This is a genomic window from Paenibacillus sp. BGI2013, from assembly GCF_002843485.1.
Lineage (GTDB): Bacteria > Bacillota > Bacilli > Paenibacillales > Paenibacillaceae > Paenibacillus > Paenibacillus amylolyticus.
This window is the reverse complement of record NZ_PJFA01000008.1, coordinates 138,061-154,046: the sequence shown is the minus strand read 5'-3', so window position 1 is coordinate 154,046 and position 15,986 is coordinate 138,061. Positions and strand designations below refer to the sequence as shown.

Genomic DNA, 15,986 nt, shown 5'->3' with positions numbered 1-15,986 from the left:
GATTGTCTTTTAATGTAATTGGGTTCTATCTACCGTTTGAAAGTAAGGAATAAAATTAATAGGTTCATTCCAATCCCCAATTTTAAATCCAATAGATAGTTTATTCTCTGTTGCAGTCTCGCGTTTTTCTGGTCTAAATGATAAGCCCACAACTTTAAACACATTAGGACCTTTATTTAAATAACGTTCGGGTTCTTTCATGAAAAAATTCCTTTCTGTTCATGATTTTATAATTGAGAAATCATTGTTATTATTATAGTTTTCCCAGAACTATATGAATCTTTCTTATATGTAATACAAATATGTTTACCTCAGTGTCTCATGATAGACTCATTAATTATGTGCTTTTATATTTGTATTTTATTCTAGGTATTCAGAAAAGACAACCCTATTAAAAGGGTTATCTTAGCTCTTTTGTCTTAGCCTTACTTTGTATTATTCACTACATACTGCAGTAAACAACTTTACTTCGTAAAGTTCCTAGACAAATAATAAACATTATCTCTGGATTTTTTTCTGTACTCAAATGCTTCATAATCTGAAGCTACTTTCTCAATGAAAATTTTCTAGGAACTCACGTTCCTTATGAAGACTCCATTCTATCAACTACTGACTGATTTTTAGAACTTCCTTTAAATACTTTTGCATATTGGGATTTGTTGCATATACGTAACAACCATTTATGCCACGTGACAGTAAGACATAATAGATTTTCTGGATATAGGATTTTAATTCTTCGTTATTTTCGTCAGTACCTTTGATTGGAAGACCATTTCGATCCTTATACTTTTCTGGATAGACTATAATTCTAACTTTTTCAAAATCATAGCTTCCATCTTCTTCACCCGTATAATTACAATCAATTTCCTCTCCAAAGATCACGCCTACATAATTTAGATCTGCACCTTGAGTTGTGTGAATACAGCCTATTTCTTCAACACTATGTTCTTGATTAATCCAACCTATTGTTCTAGAGTTCCAGTTAAATGTGTCACCTGTGATAGGATCGCTTATATCATATAAATTATTGTCTTTTTGTGTTGCCCATTCCCAAGAATAGCCCGCAATCACTCGACATAGTTTATGAGTCTGATCTAGTTTCTTTATCCCTTTGTGTAATTCCGAAATAGAATCCATCACTTTAAAGTCATAACCTTTTAGTAATCCTTTTTCATAAACAGGGACATCTGAAGCCATTTGCAGATATTTTCTCAACCATGCTAAGTATTGATCCCCAGACTTCAAACGGAACTGTTTACGTAGTATATGTTTACGATAATCTGTTGTCTTCTCTTTAAAACAGTCGGAGTCTATATCAGCCGGACGAATAGTTTGATACTGATCATACACAATGGTTAGATGATGAGCGTAGTTTGATATCAGATCTAATTCGGTTGTAAACCCATCCGAAGTGATTAGATGTTTTAAATCTCTCGCTTGCTTGCCAAAATACTGTTTTAGCCGATGTGCTTCATCTACAAAAACATATTTATATTTTGTATCCCTACCTTTAGCCTTCTTAATAAAGTGTGAAGGAGATAACACTGTAATTCCATGTAAACCAACTTTTCGAACTAAATCTTTATATAAGCCTAATGAATGGTTTTGTGGAATGATGAGTGCGATGTCTTCCCGTTCTAATCCTTCACGGTCCTTACCCGTTGTTTGATCATATACGAGTGTATATAGAAGATTCGTTAAAACTACTGTTTTACCTGTACCTGGATCTCCAGTAATCAGATGTCTACTTTTAGATGTACTTAGCACTGTATCTAAGATGTCACGGCTAATATCAATTTGATTGGCTTTGAGTTTTTTAAAAGGTGAGTATTTATAGATAAACTTATTATGTATCTCTTTTAATGGTTCACTTGCTATTCCTTCATGAATTAGTTTTTCCCATATGGCTACGAACATATCGTTTACATCTTCAATCCCATTATACGAGTGAATATTCTGGCCTTTAATCTTATTCAGTAAGTTGAACTGGGCATCTGCTAGCAAGTAATCAATTAAGAGTGTTTCGATGTGTTTAATGGAGCTCTCATTAAAGAGAGCACTTTTAATAATCGTAATGTCAGTAAATGTTTTACTACAATCTTTTAAATGTGTAGAAAAACGACCATATACGTCTGTAGATTTTCCTACATAGAGATTTTTCTTGTCTCTTTGGATATACACAACTGGAACTGTGTCTATATCAAAGTCTTTAACATCAAAATGTTCAAATTCCTTTCGTGTTTTCTTAAGCATTTCAAATGAATACAGTTTCCCTGCGAGTATCATAACTAACACGTCACTTTCATTATTATATTCAAGACATTTAACTCTCCAACATTCAACTCGGTGCTTCTATAATCAGTAGTATATCTCTCTCTTCTTTGCCTACTTCTCGATACCATACATTTGACATAGTTCATCTAAATTTATCTCAATACCAATAGCCTTTAATTTCTCATGTCGATCGTCAAATAGTTTTCTTAATATGCTCTCTTTATCTTCGTCTGTTCCATGATGGATCTGACGATGACACGTTGGACATAATGCTAGAAGTTGGGATGCTCGATCCAAACTAACATTAAAATTCCTTTGATATTTCATTGGTACAAGATGATGAACTTCCAGATATCTTTCTCCTGTAACTTTCGAAGTAAACGAAACATGGGTTTCATCGAAGGCACACTTGAATTTAGATAAACGAAGCGCCTTAGCGGCAACTTGAGCATCTCTTGGCCAGCGTTCTTTTTGGGTCTGATCAATAACAGGTTCTGGTTTTGGAAGTGGAGTATCCTCCGTCTCTATATCCTCCATACTATTCTTTTCGGCTTTCTTTACCTTTTCATCAAGTATCGATTGCACTCTATTTTGGAAGTCTTCTTCTTGTTGCTGCTCTTCTTCTAAAAATTGACCATCATCACTTAACAATAGGTAATCATTAAATTGCTCAAGCGTTCTTTCACCGATCATATATTCAATCTCTTTATATGTAATCAATAATTCCTTAAGGTCACTGATAAGTTCCTTTGAACTAGGTAAGTTATCGGCACTATAAAAACGTCCAAAAATATGACCCTTTTCATAGCCCTCTGCTAGCCACCCTTGTCCTCCTAACGTAATGGCTTCTGTAGTCATATGATCTGGAGTAAAGTTCAACTTCTTCTGAATTATATTTGCAGTCGTCCGGATTTTTTTTCGTCCCAGTTTGGTCTGATACTTTTCCTTAAAATATGTCCAGCCTTGGTTTAAGGAAATATACACACCGCTCATATCTGCTTTAAACAAATAAACAATGTAATAACCTTTTGTAGCTGTTGTGGTAATATCTCTATTAAAAATTGAAATCCACGGTATTTCGGCCCATCGTCCGTTTCCAACGGAGCCCTTGATATAGAGATGATCTTGATTTAAATTTGCTTCATTAATAATGATATCTTTAAATATACTGCGTACGTGGTTACCCATCTTATGGTTCTCAAACAATGACAATCTTGCTTCCTGGTAATGATCGAGTATGTATTGTATCGCCTCTCTAATGTGTAGCTCACCTGTTCTTTCGTTAGTGTTTTCTGTTTCTAATCGATTTTCAATAAGCTCTGACACATGAATCACCTCAGTCACGTTGTTATGATTATTATCATACCAGGTTGTTCCATAAAATTGAAACATGTGCTTTCCTAAATGAATAGATAGAAATTTGCTCGATATTGAAAACTCTTTACATGTAATTTCAATCAATTCAAATCTACTAAACTTCATGTATTACGATAACACTGTTGAGTTGAAACGAAAAAGAGACTGCCCAAGAGTAAAGAAAATTCAAGGGAAATCTCTAATCAGATCTTATTTATGAAGGGTTCAATATAAACTCTGTTGCCCTATTCATTGGCAGCTAAGTCCAAAGTATCAACTGCTTTTAATGTATAGGACATTACTCGGTTCTTGCCTGCCGCTTTTGCCTCATACATAGCTTCATCTGCCTGTTTAATTAAGAGGTCGGCTGGCACACTTGGGTCATACATTCGATAGCCGATGCTAGCTGTAGTGATTGTTTCCTTTTCGATACGGGATCTCATTCGTTCCGTGATCTCTTCCATATCAACGTCGAGACTTTGAATAAGTAAAACCATCTCCTCTCCACCATATCGTCCAGCCACACCTATGCCCTGAACCTCTTCCTTAAAAATAGTAGCCACTTGCTTAAGTACTTCATCCCCTACTTTATGTCCTTTGGTATCATTCAATCTTTTAAAGTTATCGATATCACAGAATATAACATTCACTGGAATACTCCGATCCACACAGCCATTGATATACTTAGTAAAATACCTTCTATTAAATAGCCCAGTGAGTGAATCTGTAATTGCGGAAACGTACGAGCTTTGCATGATGATCAATGAATGCTCAATCAGGTTTACCAATAAAAAAGTGAACGAACTGACTTCAAAAATAATATTGAGCATGTAAAAAGATCCATGCAACGAAGGCACGATACTTATAGCTATGGAGAGCAGTAGAGAAGCTAGAAATAATCCAGAAGCCATATAAATGGATTTACCTCTTCCTAACTTATCCCCATATAAAATCATCATCGTTACGATCGATAAAATGGCTATGATATGTCCGAGTATAGGAGCAAACAAACCGGTGAGAATCACTACAATGGTTGGAACTATAAAAATGAGTTGAAGTTTAAGGTTTTCTTTGTTATGTATCCGGTAGAAGCCATAAAGAAATATAATGAACGTACTTTTTACTATGATGTTAAAGAAAGAAGAGATTGCATATGATTCTATTCCTATAGTGGTTGCAACTAAACTGAAGATCAGTATTATCCCATTGAACGCAAGATAACCTAGCGTAATTTTAGATAAGAACATGTATGATTTTCTTTTCCGCTTTTCAAGTAATTGCCTCGATAAAACCCAAGACAATATTAATATTGGAAAAAGTAGAAGTGATGCAATGAAGCTCCCTTGAATATCCACAAAAAAATCAAAAATACTCATAAGTCTTGCACATCCTTTTTATTGATAGAAATTATCAAACCAGTCACGATGTAATTTCGTTGGGTTCTTAAAATATTGAACCCACATATACAACCATTCGTTTTTTCCTTCTTTGCTTGATCTCCATTTCTGTCTCTGTGCTGTTACAAATGGAATAAAAACGGGTGCCCATAGAATGCTTCCACTTAAAATAAAATACAACATTCCCTTTGGCGTATTTAAGATCGAATCCCAAGCATCATGCTGAGCATCTAGGCCTTTTGCTTTGGCCCAGCAGAAGAGGATGACATAAAGGACAAACCCACATACGACATAAAAAGCAGGTATTACAAATTGAAGATTAAAGACGAACAAAAGCAGTATCACAGATAAAAGCAATAATACTTTGTTGTGCTTCCTCATAGTTCACCTCCTACATTGTTAAAGAAATAAAAAAACGCGAACTATCCCTAAGGACGTTCGCGTGCTTCGCGTTAGCATATTTAATTGTTCTCATTATACAACAACCTCTCTTGTTGCTCAATCATTCTCTGTTTATTTTTAGTGAAAGAGGTCGCCATTTATGCACTAATGATTTGGTATCTGGTTAAATCTCAACGTTGTCAGCAGGGTACATGATCCTTTTTCAAATAATTACATCCGATTATAAGCCATATTAACTAAAGCACACTGGACAATTACAGTAGAGTTCAATCAATTCACATCAAGTGCTTTTCGCAGAGCCATATCGGCTTTATCCAAACTATCGTTAGCATTTTCAATAGCATTTTTTATTTTGGCAAGGTTCAATATATCCTTCCAGTTACTTTTGATATCTTTGGTTACCTCTTTAAGAACATCTGTAGCATCGGTTTTCAGATTTGTTAACCCATCCACATCCGAAAAATTGCGTAGAGACATTCGATTTGCAAAAGAAGAGATTTTCTCAGCCATTGCTCTATTTGATAGAGTTGAGGACAATTGGTCAATCACTTCCGATTCCTTTGCAGCTTCTTTTAGATGGAATAGATAATCTTTGATAGGTTGGTATACATTATTCATTTTTTCCATCAGTAGTATAGCATCCATATATGTGAGCTTTTCATTTGGATTGGAAGGAAGCGCGTAAATGCCAAAATCACTTAGTGTTTTACCCTGCTCCATACTGTCTACATGCATTACACGTTTTAGTATGGATGCTGCATCTACAGTTGTTACTGGCTCATCCGGATTGACTACTTCATCCTTTAATACTAATCCTACATGTATTGAATATTGGAGAATCTCTTTAAACTGCTCATCCTGACTTAATTCATAGAATGACTTTGCCAGAAGCACGGCTTTAATTTCAGGGAAGAGAACAATCAGGAGGCTCTTTAACAGTTGCTCTTTGGTGATTAGCTGCTCTGGATGAAACTCTCCTTGGAGAATCCCTAATTCTTTGCTCTTGCTTTTAACGTAATTTTTCACGGGATCAATGGATAAATTAGAAGCTTCAGTTTGAACCCACATCCCTTTATGTTCTTCTTTAGCCTTAGATTCTAGTTGTTCAAATAGACCTTCCCAGCGTGTATTAGGTTCAATAGCCATAGACCTAGCAAAACCGTTAGACACGAGAGCTGCATTGAAGAGTATGCCATCTTCTAGGTATACATAAGCAAGTACTCTACCATAAGGATCATCTGTCTGATCCCGAGATACATAAATCGTTTTACCTGTCAGTTGATCCCTAGTGTATTTTGAAGCTTCTGGGCCATAAAATTGGCTTGGCCCATTTAGGACCTCTGGGGTATCAACACCAATTAAACGAAACACAGCTTGCTTGCCGGCACTTGTCCCATCTGTATATTGCCCGACAAAAGTATCGCCATCTTTTACACGTGTGACCTTAATCTTTTCCAGTGGAGTAGAATTGATGGTCACGGTATGATTTTTACTCAACCACCCGACCGTGGTACCCATACTCTCACTAATAAAACGAAGGGGCACATAGGTAACATTATCAATCATGACGGGGGCTTGACTCAGTTTTAATGATTCCCCATTGACTGTGGCCTCTTTCTTCCCAATGACCAGGTATACGCTTCGTTCTCCCTTTGTAGCTTCAATGGAGTAATTATCTTTGTTCCATTCAATAGCTGCACCTAACCTCTCAAATATCGTCCTCATGGGAACTAATGTATTTCCATTTATCATTTTGGGATAAACATCAAAATGTAGTTTTTCTCCATCTACATACACTGATATTTCCTTCTCCACAGCTGCGGCGCTCATTTGTAATGGTGAGGATAACGAAGTTATTGCAACGATAGAACTAATCATTAGTTTTTTGAACATCTTTTTTCCTCCTAAGCAAAAAAAAGAACGCACAACTCCTAGGAGTTTGCGCGTTCTTCGTCGCTTCATATATTTGATTACACTTATTATATACAAAATAATGTAAGTTGATCAAGTATATATCAGTTGTATAATAACCGTGCACAGTGTATCTCTCATTATATGATTCTATATCATCACAAATACTTACTATCCCATAATCGATGGGATCGTCTCCGAAGATTCAATTAACTCAATTTTTGAATAAGTGTTGTCTGATCTAATTTTTCTATAATAGATTCCAGATCAATTGTTACATCTACCATATTTCTAAGATGAAATGCTGCTTTATTATGGCCTAATATGGCAAGTACTAGTGTTCCATTTTTCTTCGCTCGTTTAATAGCAGGTACGAAATCTGCATCTCCCGAAAAAACAACAACATAATCGTACTTATATACAGAGAATTGATAAAGATCTAAACAGATCAATACATCAACCCCTTTTTCAATATAGATATCCTTCTGGATATAACATGTACCGCGATACACATTAATCCCATCATGTTCTAGCGCTTGCAAGAACTTATGCCTTTTATTATATCTAATCTCATCCGCATGCTTAGGTGGTAAAGCTCCATAGAAATTAAAATCCGTTGACATCTTCAAACCGTAGTTAGCTTTCAAATATTCTTCAACTACTTCATAGAATTTTCGCCACGAACGTATGCCTTTGATACCTAATTCAAGTAACTGATAAATAGCATTGCTTTCATCAATGAGAATTGCACTTTTGAGACGTATCCCTACTGGTCTCATGATCTTCAACCTACGGACTTTCTATTCTTAGAGATTCTAAGAAGATCCATGAGTGGCAAACCTAGACACTCCGATATCTGAAGTAAATGCTCTTCTTTTGGAAATCGCACATCTCGTTCCCAGGCTGAAATTGTGGTTTTATCTACGCCCATTTTTAAGGCCAACTGTTGCTGAGAGTACCTTTTTGATAGCCTTTTAAGTTTAATGTCTGCTGCAATTGTTGTGATTGGTTTAATTTTCTGTACGTTCATAACATTCACCTCTGGTTCATTTGTTTAGCTGGATAATTTGTTGGGTTAGAAACCTAACCATCTCAAACTCTTGCTCCTTCATCTAATCGTTGAGTTGCGTCCGCATAAAGTACAGTTCACACAAAAAAGCACCGCTAGACGTCTTCAATCGACGTAGCGGTGCTTCCACTTATTTAATATTTGATTACCGTAAGTATATCATAGCCGTTTGGATAATATAAGGATCAATTAACAAATGAATAACTGAAAGTATCGATAAAAAGCTCTCCAGTGTATTTCCTGCTCCTTGTCTGAGCAAGATAGGTATATAAGTGCCTTTCTCAATGAGGGGCTTACTAGCTTGCCTCAATTTAAATTGAAAGCTACATATATATTACCTGTATGTCGGGGTCAAGATATTGATGTTTTAAGTTTATGTTCTGATCTGGAAGTTAGTTTCATATCTTTTAGGTGATGGAGTAATTTTTAAACATTTTAATACCATTTCAAAACACCATCAATTAACACCTTATATTAATACATTTATTTAACACCATAGATTAAAACCTTTAGTTAATACCTTTTTATAGGCCCAAAAAAACGAATGGAACCCTTGATATATAAGGCTTCTAACATAAGCTTCATTTTCGAAAGAATAGACTAAAAGCTGAATACACTCTGCTGTAAGCTATGTCCACGAACCAACAAAACTTATCAACGTTTAGCCTAAAGTAATCCCTACGCTAATAAACGATATACCATTTGAAGAATTCATAATCAACATCGAGTATCACTTTATCAAAGATGATAATCACGTTATCCACAGGTATTTTATATAGTTAGTATTTAATTAGATGAAATATTTAGGATTGAATACTCTCTCGAAAGAAAACTCCTTAATGATTGTAAGTATTATTCATTTTATCTCATGACAAATAGCAGTCACTCTACGGTTTGTAGAAGTCACTGCATCAAAATTTAGATGGATTAGGATTCAATACAACTTAAAGAAGCCTAACTTTGATTACAAATTAGACCAATTAGACTACGTTATTTTTTTGTTTTGAAATAAATTTTTCGATCTCAAGTTTGATTTCTAGAATAGGTGCGGGTAAGGTTTTTATCTGGTAATAACGTTGAGCGAACCATTCAGGGTTCTGTCTAAAGCGACTAAGCCAGCAGTTATGTAGCAGACGAAGCTTATCCCAAATCTCGCGTTGTTGTTCCTCTGCTGTGACAATCAGATCTTGATTCAACGCTGAGAGTGCATCATTAACAAAAAGCTGAGTCTCTGCCATGTGTTTCTTCTGGTGTACTACTTCAAGATCCATGGATAGCTGTACAGCATACTTCAGCTCGGCTGATTCCATCACAGACCGAAAGTAGGCACTGATCTCATCTAATTCATTCTTATCCTCATTAATAATATACTCAGAGTCTTCTCGGTATATCATATTGAAGAAGGTTTGAGAGCGCATCTTATTTAGCTGAATATTAAACAGAGCTGTGTCAAAGATCTCAGTGGCATATTCATAGCCAAATTTAGCATAGTAGTCTTCCATGACTTTTGCGATCTGCCACACTGCTTTGCGTGATAGGAAGTCACAACAAAAACGATGCTTTTTAAGCTGCTTAAAGACCCACAGCTCAGCACCCTCAGAATAGACTTCCCCCATATCGATCCATTTTTGATGAACATGGAGTACTTGATAGTTTTCTGTATGTATTTTAATTTTCAGATACTTGGAAGCTTGGATAAGAATGTTTTTCGCTTCCTTAGGCGTTCGAATATTAAGAAGCCCAGCTGGACCATAAAGATCATTAATATAACCCCAGCGAAAGTTTCCTGGGATGTAGATCAATTCTTTACCGACATAATGGAGAACAAACCGTTGAACATTGCGATCTTCAGATAGGAACTCATCGCAATTGAAAAATGCAAAGTTCTTCGCATAGAGGTTTTCTTGGGACGGCTCTGCTTGATCTCGAACAAAGACGTATCGATTAAAGAACAGGTTTCCAGAATCATTGTAGTGAACAATGCCCTCAAACTCTAACTTATTAAGAAGGATTCGGATACGGTATGTGGAGGTGCCCATACGCTTTGCAAGTGCTGTTATGGGAAGCGGAACTTCCCCACCATATGCGCAAATTGTACCGAGCAGCAATTTAAGTTTGAATAACAAACGAGTATCATTGTGGAGTGTCCGTGCATCAAATAGATCAGGATGGTGTTTCATAGTGTGCCGCTCCTTAAATCCAACCGAAAAATGGTATGGGAAATAAGAGGTTTTGGCTTTTTTTTCTGAAAAAGACATGCTATAATTGAGGCATATCCATTTAAGAAGCAAGACCAAGACCCGATTTCTCGAATTCTATCTAAATGCCAGGTCGCCAAACTTAGCCATTTAGTAGAACTTTGTGGTTGGGTTCTTTTTTTTATGCTGATTTTTATTTCGACAGTTAATTCCGAGTAATTCGTTTATGTATTAATAGATCTTCTAAGCTTTAAGCAATTATAGCACCGAAAAAATTGATGGTAAATAGAGGTAAGTTGAGCGGAGATTTGGGGGATTTATGGAATATCCCTTGAAGTATAAGGTCTATCAATAGAGCGGAGATTTGGAGAATTATTTCTGAACCCCTACTCAAACAGTGTTTTTTGGGCATAATAGTTTAAAAAAATTATTTTCTTATCAATAGAGCGGAAATTTGGAGAAGTTTATCTTACTATTTAACACCATTAGCGATTTATATATTGAATTATCAAAGTTAAGCGGAGATTTGGGAAATTATTCACTGTTTTACACTTTAAAAACTAGTTTTTTTCCCCCAACTGTCTTTAAAATAAAGATAGAAATGCAAACTTCGCTTATATTGAGCGGAGATTTAGGTAAGAAACCTTTTTCCAGCGGAGATATGGGGATTTTTTTAGGATAGAGCGGAGATTTGGAGTAATTTTCGTACCATTTTAAAAAATTCCCCCAAGTTTTGAGCGGAGATTTGGGGGAAATAAAAATAGAGTTAGTTATCTAACTCTATTGATTGAATATTAGAAGGGTAAGGTCAGTTGCTCTGGCTCATTCATAAAATGATTGATTTGTTGATTCCCTAGCAAATCCTCAGCTTCGTAAGGTTTGACCGGGAGAAAAGTAATGTGAAAAACATCTTTCTTTCGTACATAAGACTCAACGGTGACTCCATGGTTAACAAAGTCATTTAAACACTCTTCAATAAATGAGAGATTGATATCTTTCCTTTTACTGCGAAACTGTATTTTGTGGATAAAGTATGTGTAATCGAATTCAGCAGTATATCCTTGCTGGCGTAAGTAACAAAGAAATCTTTCCTTCTGCAAAGGGAAGATTAAATGCTCAGACATCCGATTTTCGAAATGAATTAACTTATCACTGTACGCACGAACGACCTGGCCCATCATGTAATTTTGGTGAATATCCTCTGCGATAGTGATCTCTGCCATTTCCCCGTCACCGAATTCAGTAATATGCAATCGATCGAAAATACCAAATACGAGTGTTTCATTGTCCGAGATGACATTAAATTTAACGTTAGCGAGTTTAGTCAAACGGCTCTTTACGGAAAGATAGTTACTTTTATTATCAGAACCATGAGTTCTTCTCACTAAATCCCCGATCGTTACGTATATTTTGCGCTCTTCGAAAAATAGTTTACGATCTCGCATCGAGAGTACGGCTCTAAACAATTTTGAATCCGTTTCATCGATAGCACGCAAAATTTGGTCTTCATTAATGATTTCTTGATTCACAAGTGTCAGTAATGAATAATTCTCATCAGGTTGATATTCACTGATATAGTGTAACTTGTTATCGATAATTACACTTTTCTTGGTTAATTTCATACGTGACCATCCTGGATTTACAGCTGCATGATCCGTATATACCAGGGGTTGATCAATGATAATTTTGTTGATGTTCCCGTCGAAATTTTTTATAAGTATGTCTGCGATGATTACAATCGTATCTGATTTAATTGCCTTTTTTATTTGTAAAGGCGTCTTGTCTTTAATATATAGGTAATCAATGAGTCTTGACGTTTTGTCATTTGCCCATGTTTTGACTTCTTGGACTCGTTTTGCATTTAACTCCTCTAGCGTATTAACTTCATAAATTTTTATGAATTGCTCCATGCCATACATCTCAATGAGTTCATTGGCAAGGTCAAGTTCCTTGACGACTTCAACACGCTTGTTTTTTACTTTAGATATATTTGAAAGCTCTTGAAGAGACTTGAGCCATCGTTTCTTTGTTTTTTGAAGTTCTTTAAATGTATTCCTTCTTACCTCATGTATGTTGGCAGGTGTGAGCTCAGAAGAAATGATGTCATGCAGGAAATCCCTGATGTTTCCTTCATTAAGTTTATTATAGAGCTCTTCACATCTAAGGCCTAACTCATCAACAACTTGATTGATAAAATATTGCGGTATATGCTCTTCCATCAAAGCTACTCACCTCCAGCACTATCATAACATAGAAACTCTTGGATTATATATTGGAATAAAAATCAATATAGGTCCCAGTTTTTTGGTTCCAAAATACGATTCGACGTAGTCAAAGAGCCTCACAGACACTCAAAGTGTGAATATAATAGCTATTCACACTTTGGGTCCTTTCAGAAAATTAGTTTGTTTGAACTTATCGCTGTAACTGTCACTAATTTTCATCATATCGATCCATAAAAAATCAATATAAATCCTAAGGGAACCAAAGCTGAAAGACACCTTCTATTGTAGTTGCGAGAAGAGATTGGAGTTATGGAAGTACTAATCAAAAAGTAAAAGAAAACGGTATAACGTCTTATTTCTAATTGATTGCTCCACCTATATTTGTACAATCACTTTCAATTTTTTATGTTACTAATAATATATAATCTTAGATGAATTAACCCATATAGAAACTCTTTTTAGGAGAACAAATAAATCATACTGACATGGCTATAGGAAGAGAATATATTGGACACTTCATATATGTCTTGCACGTTTTATTGCCTTTAGTCCAGATAACTGAGAGTTTAGAAATAAGAGGCGACCAACAAATTGGTCGCCCCTCCTACAAATTTTGCTATGTAACCGCATGTAAATCCTCTTTAGTGCGACTTCAAATGGTATTGCATTATGGTGTGTGAATCGTATATCAAACTCAAATACCTTAACCTGGTTTTGTTTTTTGAGTAGTGAACACTCCTAACAAAACAATCTACTTCATTCTTAGAATAGTTGCATCTACTAGGGTATTGGATGTCTCCAAAGCAACGTTACTTATTAACCTCATCATTAGCCTCAATATTCTTGAAAACTTCTTCAATCTCAGCCTTCCGAACAATACTACTTGTTGTTTGGTACTCTTCATAGAGTTCAGTATAGTGATTTAATCGTTCTAGCTGAGCCTTCTCTATTTCAGACAACGACTCTTCGTTATATTGCTGATATTGTGTTTCCAACTCAGTATACTTCAATTGCAATTCTTCTTTTTCAACAATACTATCCGTTAGATAATATAGTCGAAGTATCTTTGCCATTAGTGTTTTTGTTTCAATTAGTTTGTTAACAGATGAGCTATTTTCCATGTGAATCCCTCCTATATTAATATCATATCACAGACTAATTTCTCCCACAAAAACAAAAAAAGCCTAAGCAAATTTTGCTCAGACTTTCTTTCAATTCGTAAACAATCCTATATCTCGGAAAAGACAGTGTTGAGACGTATTGGGACATAAGCCTCTTACTCTATATGTCCTCAAAAAGTCATTTAATTCTTATCAGCACTACTGCCAATAATTTTCTGGTACCCCTCATCCAAGGTTTTTGGATCAGCATCAGTAGCTTTGCTAAGTGCATTCTTTGCTAAGTATGTTAAACCATTAAACCCTGCAAGTACAGACGTACCAACAATTTTAGCATAACCTACTGGTTCGAAAAACGAGAAAGCTGCAAGTGCCGCTGCTCCACCAATGAAGAAATCAACCAATAAACCAGGAATAAAGAAGCGTTTTTTACCCACTTTTTTAATGTATGGTAATAATGCACCCTCCTCCAGTTTAGAAGCAACAGCAAGATTAGTCATACCTCCGACGAGAAAAGCAATTAATAATTCCATCAGTATCTCTCCTTTATAATTGGATAAAAAAAACACCAGAATGTAGTGTAATTTACACTCATCCTGGTGGGATACATTTAAAAATCTCAACAAAAAAAGGCCAGAACAACAACCGATTCTAAAATTAAGACACAAGTAAAAAAACTCGAGTCAATAGATCTTTAGAATGCGGATAGTCGCCTGACCTTCCGAAAGTTTAAGATATTAGTAAATGATATACCTTTATTATACTTCATTTACTAAATAATATCTACATTAAAATACCGTGAGTATTAAACTTTTCTATTACCTCAGACGGTGTCCAACCGGTATTGCATTGTCTACAACTTATAATCAGGTTAGTATCTTCATTAGCAATAAAACAATAGAATAATTTAGTAATGAAGGTCAAAAATAAGACTAGAGGTCAGGCATATCATGTTCAAGGTTATTCATAATCATCCCAGAAAAATGGCTTTTGATCTCCTACTCTTACAACGACTCTAGTGTCATTGGTATTACTGGTGACGTCATCCATCCATAAACCCACATTAGGATTTCCATTCTTCCATTCTTGAAGTAGCTCTGGATCAATCACATTCTTAACGCTCTCGTGATTAAGATCGATATCAGAATCCTCTGTCTGAAAAAACAACTTAAATCGTAGTTTTAATTCAGGTGCAGGATACAACATTTCTGATGAAAGAATAATAGAAGTTGTGGTGACGATCGAAACATATTTCAAAATTTTCAAAGTTTCTAAGACTATCTTTTCAATTACTGGATCTACATCATGACGAAGTAATTCTTTTGGTAACTCAACGACTAGTAACATTTGTTGAGGATCATCCATTTGACACGTCATAGTCCAGAAAGACCAAGCAGCAGTTAAAAAAGATAGTGCCTGCTCATAAACACTACCTGTAGCTTCAATGTAATATCTTTTTCCATGATCCTTCAATTGAACCCAAGGGATCTTTCCGATCTTTAACAGGTGATCCATAAGCAACTCTTTATAGTTCACATCATCGCTGAGAGACTCAATAGCTCTCTTGTAACCTTGTAGTGGTCCCTCAATATGCGGTTTAAAACTAATGGGTGGCAATAGTTGGCTTCGTGGGACATCTAGTATCTTTGCCAACAGGTTGAAATAAGAGTTCGAAAAAAAGTGTCTGGTTTCAATAAATACACTTCGATCCTCGAAGAATTCAGGTGGATCGGGATAGCCTTCCACCCATGGGATAGACTCAATTGTATATGCCTCGCCAAGCTGAGGAGCCTCTGTTGAAATCATAAAAACTGCCTGAGGATCTCGCTTGCTAATTTCATTCGTGATATGGGAAACAAGCTGCCTACGTGGTGAGAGTGTTTTATCGCCTATAATTGCTAGTTCAGCTTGATTATATTGCCACCATGCCCAAGCCATTTCTCCATCTCCATAGTAGTAATTTCCCATGACTAAAGGTTTTTGAATGCTTTTATTCATAAATGCCTCCTACAATAAAAAAACACCGCCAATCCATA

14 protein-coding genes are annotated in these 15,986 nt (G+C 35.7%); 1 reads left to right on the top strand and 13 read right to left on the bottom strand.

Annotated features, from left to right (window positions below; all coding sequences use genetic code 11):
• Positions 1-9: 9 nt before the first annotated feature.
• From CXK86_RS20055 to CXK86_RS20015, 9 genes are all read right to left on the bottom strand, one after another.
• Positions 10-201 (bottom strand): hypothetical protein, encoded by a 192-nt coding sequence (locus tag CXK86_RS20055; RefSeq protein ID WP_100526639.1) that lies wholly within the window; start codon positions 199-201, stop codon positions 10-12.
• A gap of 405 nt (positions 202-606) precedes the next feature.
• Positions 607-2,286, bottom strand: coding sequence for a DNA/RNA helicase domain-containing protein (locus CXK86_RS20050; protein WP_101314368.1), 1,680 nt, complete (start codon positions 2,284-2,286; stop codon positions 607-609).
• Between the two features lie 99 nt (positions 2,287-2,385).
• Positions 2,386-3,666: an MrcB family domain-containing protein gene (locus tag CXK86_RS20045; protein WP_101314367.1), complete on the bottom strand. Its 1,281-nt coding sequence runs from the start codon at positions 3,664-3,666 to the stop codon at positions 2,386-2,388.
• A 209-nt stretch (positions 3,667-3,875) separates the two neighbouring features.
• The gene (locus CXK86_RS20040; RefSeq protein WP_101314366.1) at positions 3,876-5,006 is read right to left on the bottom strand and encodes a GGDEF domain-containing protein; all 1,131 of its coding nucleotides are present in this window, start codon (positions 5,004-5,006) and stop codon (positions 3,876-3,878) included.
• 18 nt (positions 5,007-5,024) lie between these two features.
• Positions 5,025-5,408, bottom strand: a complete 384-nt coding sequence (locus CXK86_RS20035; protein ID WP_101314365.1) for a hypothetical protein — start codon at positions 5,406-5,408, stop codon at positions 5,025-5,027.
• A 291-nt stretch (positions 5,409-5,699) separates the two neighbouring features.
• A complete protein-coding gene (locus CXK86_RS20030; RefSeq protein WP_180361808.1) occupies positions 5,700-7,322 on the bottom strand; it encodes a stalk domain-containing protein in 1,623 nt (540 codons plus the stop codon).
• A 227-nt stretch (positions 7,323-7,549) separates the two neighbouring features.
• Positions 7,550-8,119, bottom strand: a complete 570-nt coding sequence (locus CXK86_RS20025) for an NYN domain-containing protein (RefSeq protein ID WP_144029814.1) — start codon at positions 8,117-8,119, stop codon at positions 7,550-7,552.
• Between the two features lie 5 nt (positions 8,120-8,124).
• On the bottom strand, positions 8,125-8,370 hold the full coding sequence (locus tag CXK86_RS20020) for a helix-turn-helix domain-containing protein (protein ID WP_100526645.1): 246 nt from the start codon (positions 8,368-8,370) through the stop codon (positions 8,125-8,127).
• Positions 8,371-9,389: 1,019 nt separating this feature from the next.
• A complete protein-coding gene (locus CXK86_RS20015) occupies positions 9,390-10,667 on the bottom strand; it encodes a hypothetical protein (RefSeq protein WP_257467942.1) in 1,278 nt (425 codons plus the stop codon).
• Between the two features lie 394 nt (positions 10,668-11,061).
• Here CXK86_RS20015 and CXK86_RS32170 point away from each other — a divergent pair, with 394 nt between their 5' ends.
• The gene (locus CXK86_RS32170) at positions 11,062-11,289 is read left to right on the top strand and encodes a hypothetical protein (RefSeq protein ID WP_180361807.1); all 228 of its coding nucleotides are present in this window, start codon (positions 11,062-11,064) and stop codon (positions 11,287-11,289) included.
• 112 nt (positions 11,290-11,401) lie between these two features.
• Here the strand turns inward: CXK86_RS32170 and CXK86_RS20010 are convergent, their stop codons facing one another.
• From CXK86_RS20010 to CXK86_RS19995, 4 genes are all read right to left on the bottom strand, one after another.
• On the bottom strand, positions 11,402-12,826 hold the full coding sequence (locus tag CXK86_RS20010) for a hypothetical protein (protein ID WP_223200063.1): 1,425 nt from the start codon (positions 12,824-12,826) through the stop codon (positions 11,402-11,404).
• Positions 12,827-13,641: 815 nt separating this feature from the next.
• Entirely contained in the window at positions 13,642-13,953 is a 312-nt protein-coding gene (locus CXK86_RS20005) for a hypothetical protein (protein WP_100526647.1), read from the bottom strand.
• Between the two features lie 182 nt (positions 13,954-14,135).
• Positions 14,136-14,483, bottom strand: coding sequence for a DUF4257 domain-containing protein (locus CXK86_RS20000; protein WP_101314361.1), 348 nt, complete (start codon positions 14,481-14,483; stop codon positions 14,136-14,138).
• Positions 14,484-14,910: 427 nt separating this feature from the next.
• Positions 14,911-15,948: a hypothetical protein gene (locus CXK86_RS19995; protein ID WP_101314360.1), complete on the bottom strand. Its 1,038-nt coding sequence runs from the start codon at positions 15,946-15,948 to the stop codon at positions 14,911-14,913.
• Between the last annotated feature and the right edge of the window lie 38 nt (positions 15,949-15,986).

Excerpts from the sequence above, each read along its gene's own strand:
- CXK86_RS20055 (WP_100526639.1), bottom strand. The coding sequence starts at position 201 with ATGAAAGAACCCGAACGTTATTTAAATAAAGGTCCTAATGTGTTTAAA.
- CXK86_RS20050 (WP_101314368.1), bottom strand. The coding sequence starts at position 2,286 with ATGATACTCGCAGGGAAACTGTATTCATTTGAAATGCTTAAGAAAACA.
- CXK86_RS20045 (WP_101314367.1), bottom strand. The coding sequence starts at position 3,666 with ATGTTTCAATTTTATGGAACAACCTGGTATGATAATAATCATAACAAC.
- CXK86_RS20040 (WP_101314366.1), bottom strand. The coding sequence starts at position 5,006 with ATGAGTATTTTTGATTTTTTTGTGGATATTCAAGGGAGCTTCATTGCA.
- CXK86_RS20035 (WP_101314365.1), bottom strand. The coding sequence starts at position 5,408 with ATGAGGAAGCACAACAAAGTATTATTGCTTTTATCTGTGATACTGCTT.
- CXK86_RS20030 (WP_180361808.1), bottom strand. The coding sequence starts at position 7,322 with ATGTTCAAAAAACTAATGATTAGTTCTATCGTTGCAATAACTTCGTTA.
- CXK86_RS20025 (WP_144029814.1), bottom strand. The coding sequence starts at position 8,119 with ATGAGACCAGTAGGGATACGTCTCAAAAGTGCAATTCTCATTGATGAA.
- CXK86_RS20020 (WP_100526645.1), bottom strand. The coding sequence starts at position 8,370 with ATGAACGTACAGAAAATTAAACCAATCACAACAATTGCAGCAGACATT.
- CXK86_RS20015 (WP_257467942.1), bottom strand. The coding sequence starts at position 10,667 with ATGTCTTTTTCAGAAAAAAAAGCCAAAACCTCTTATTTCCCATACCAT.
- CXK86_RS20010 (WP_223200063.1), bottom strand. The coding sequence starts at position 12,826 with ATGGAAGAGCATATACCGCAATATTTTATCAATCAAGTTGTTGATGAG.
- CXK86_RS20005 (WP_100526647.1), bottom strand. The coding sequence starts at position 13,953 with ATGGAAAATAGCTCATCTGTTAACAAACTAATTGAAACAAAAACACTA.
- CXK86_RS20000 (WP_101314361.1), bottom strand. The coding sequence starts at position 14,483 with ATGGAATTATTAATTGCTTTTCTCGTCGGAGGTATGACTAATCTTGCT.
- CXK86_RS19995 (WP_101314360.1), bottom strand. The coding sequence starts at position 15,948 with ATGAATAAAAGCATTCAAAAACCTTTAGTCATGGGAAATTACTACTAT.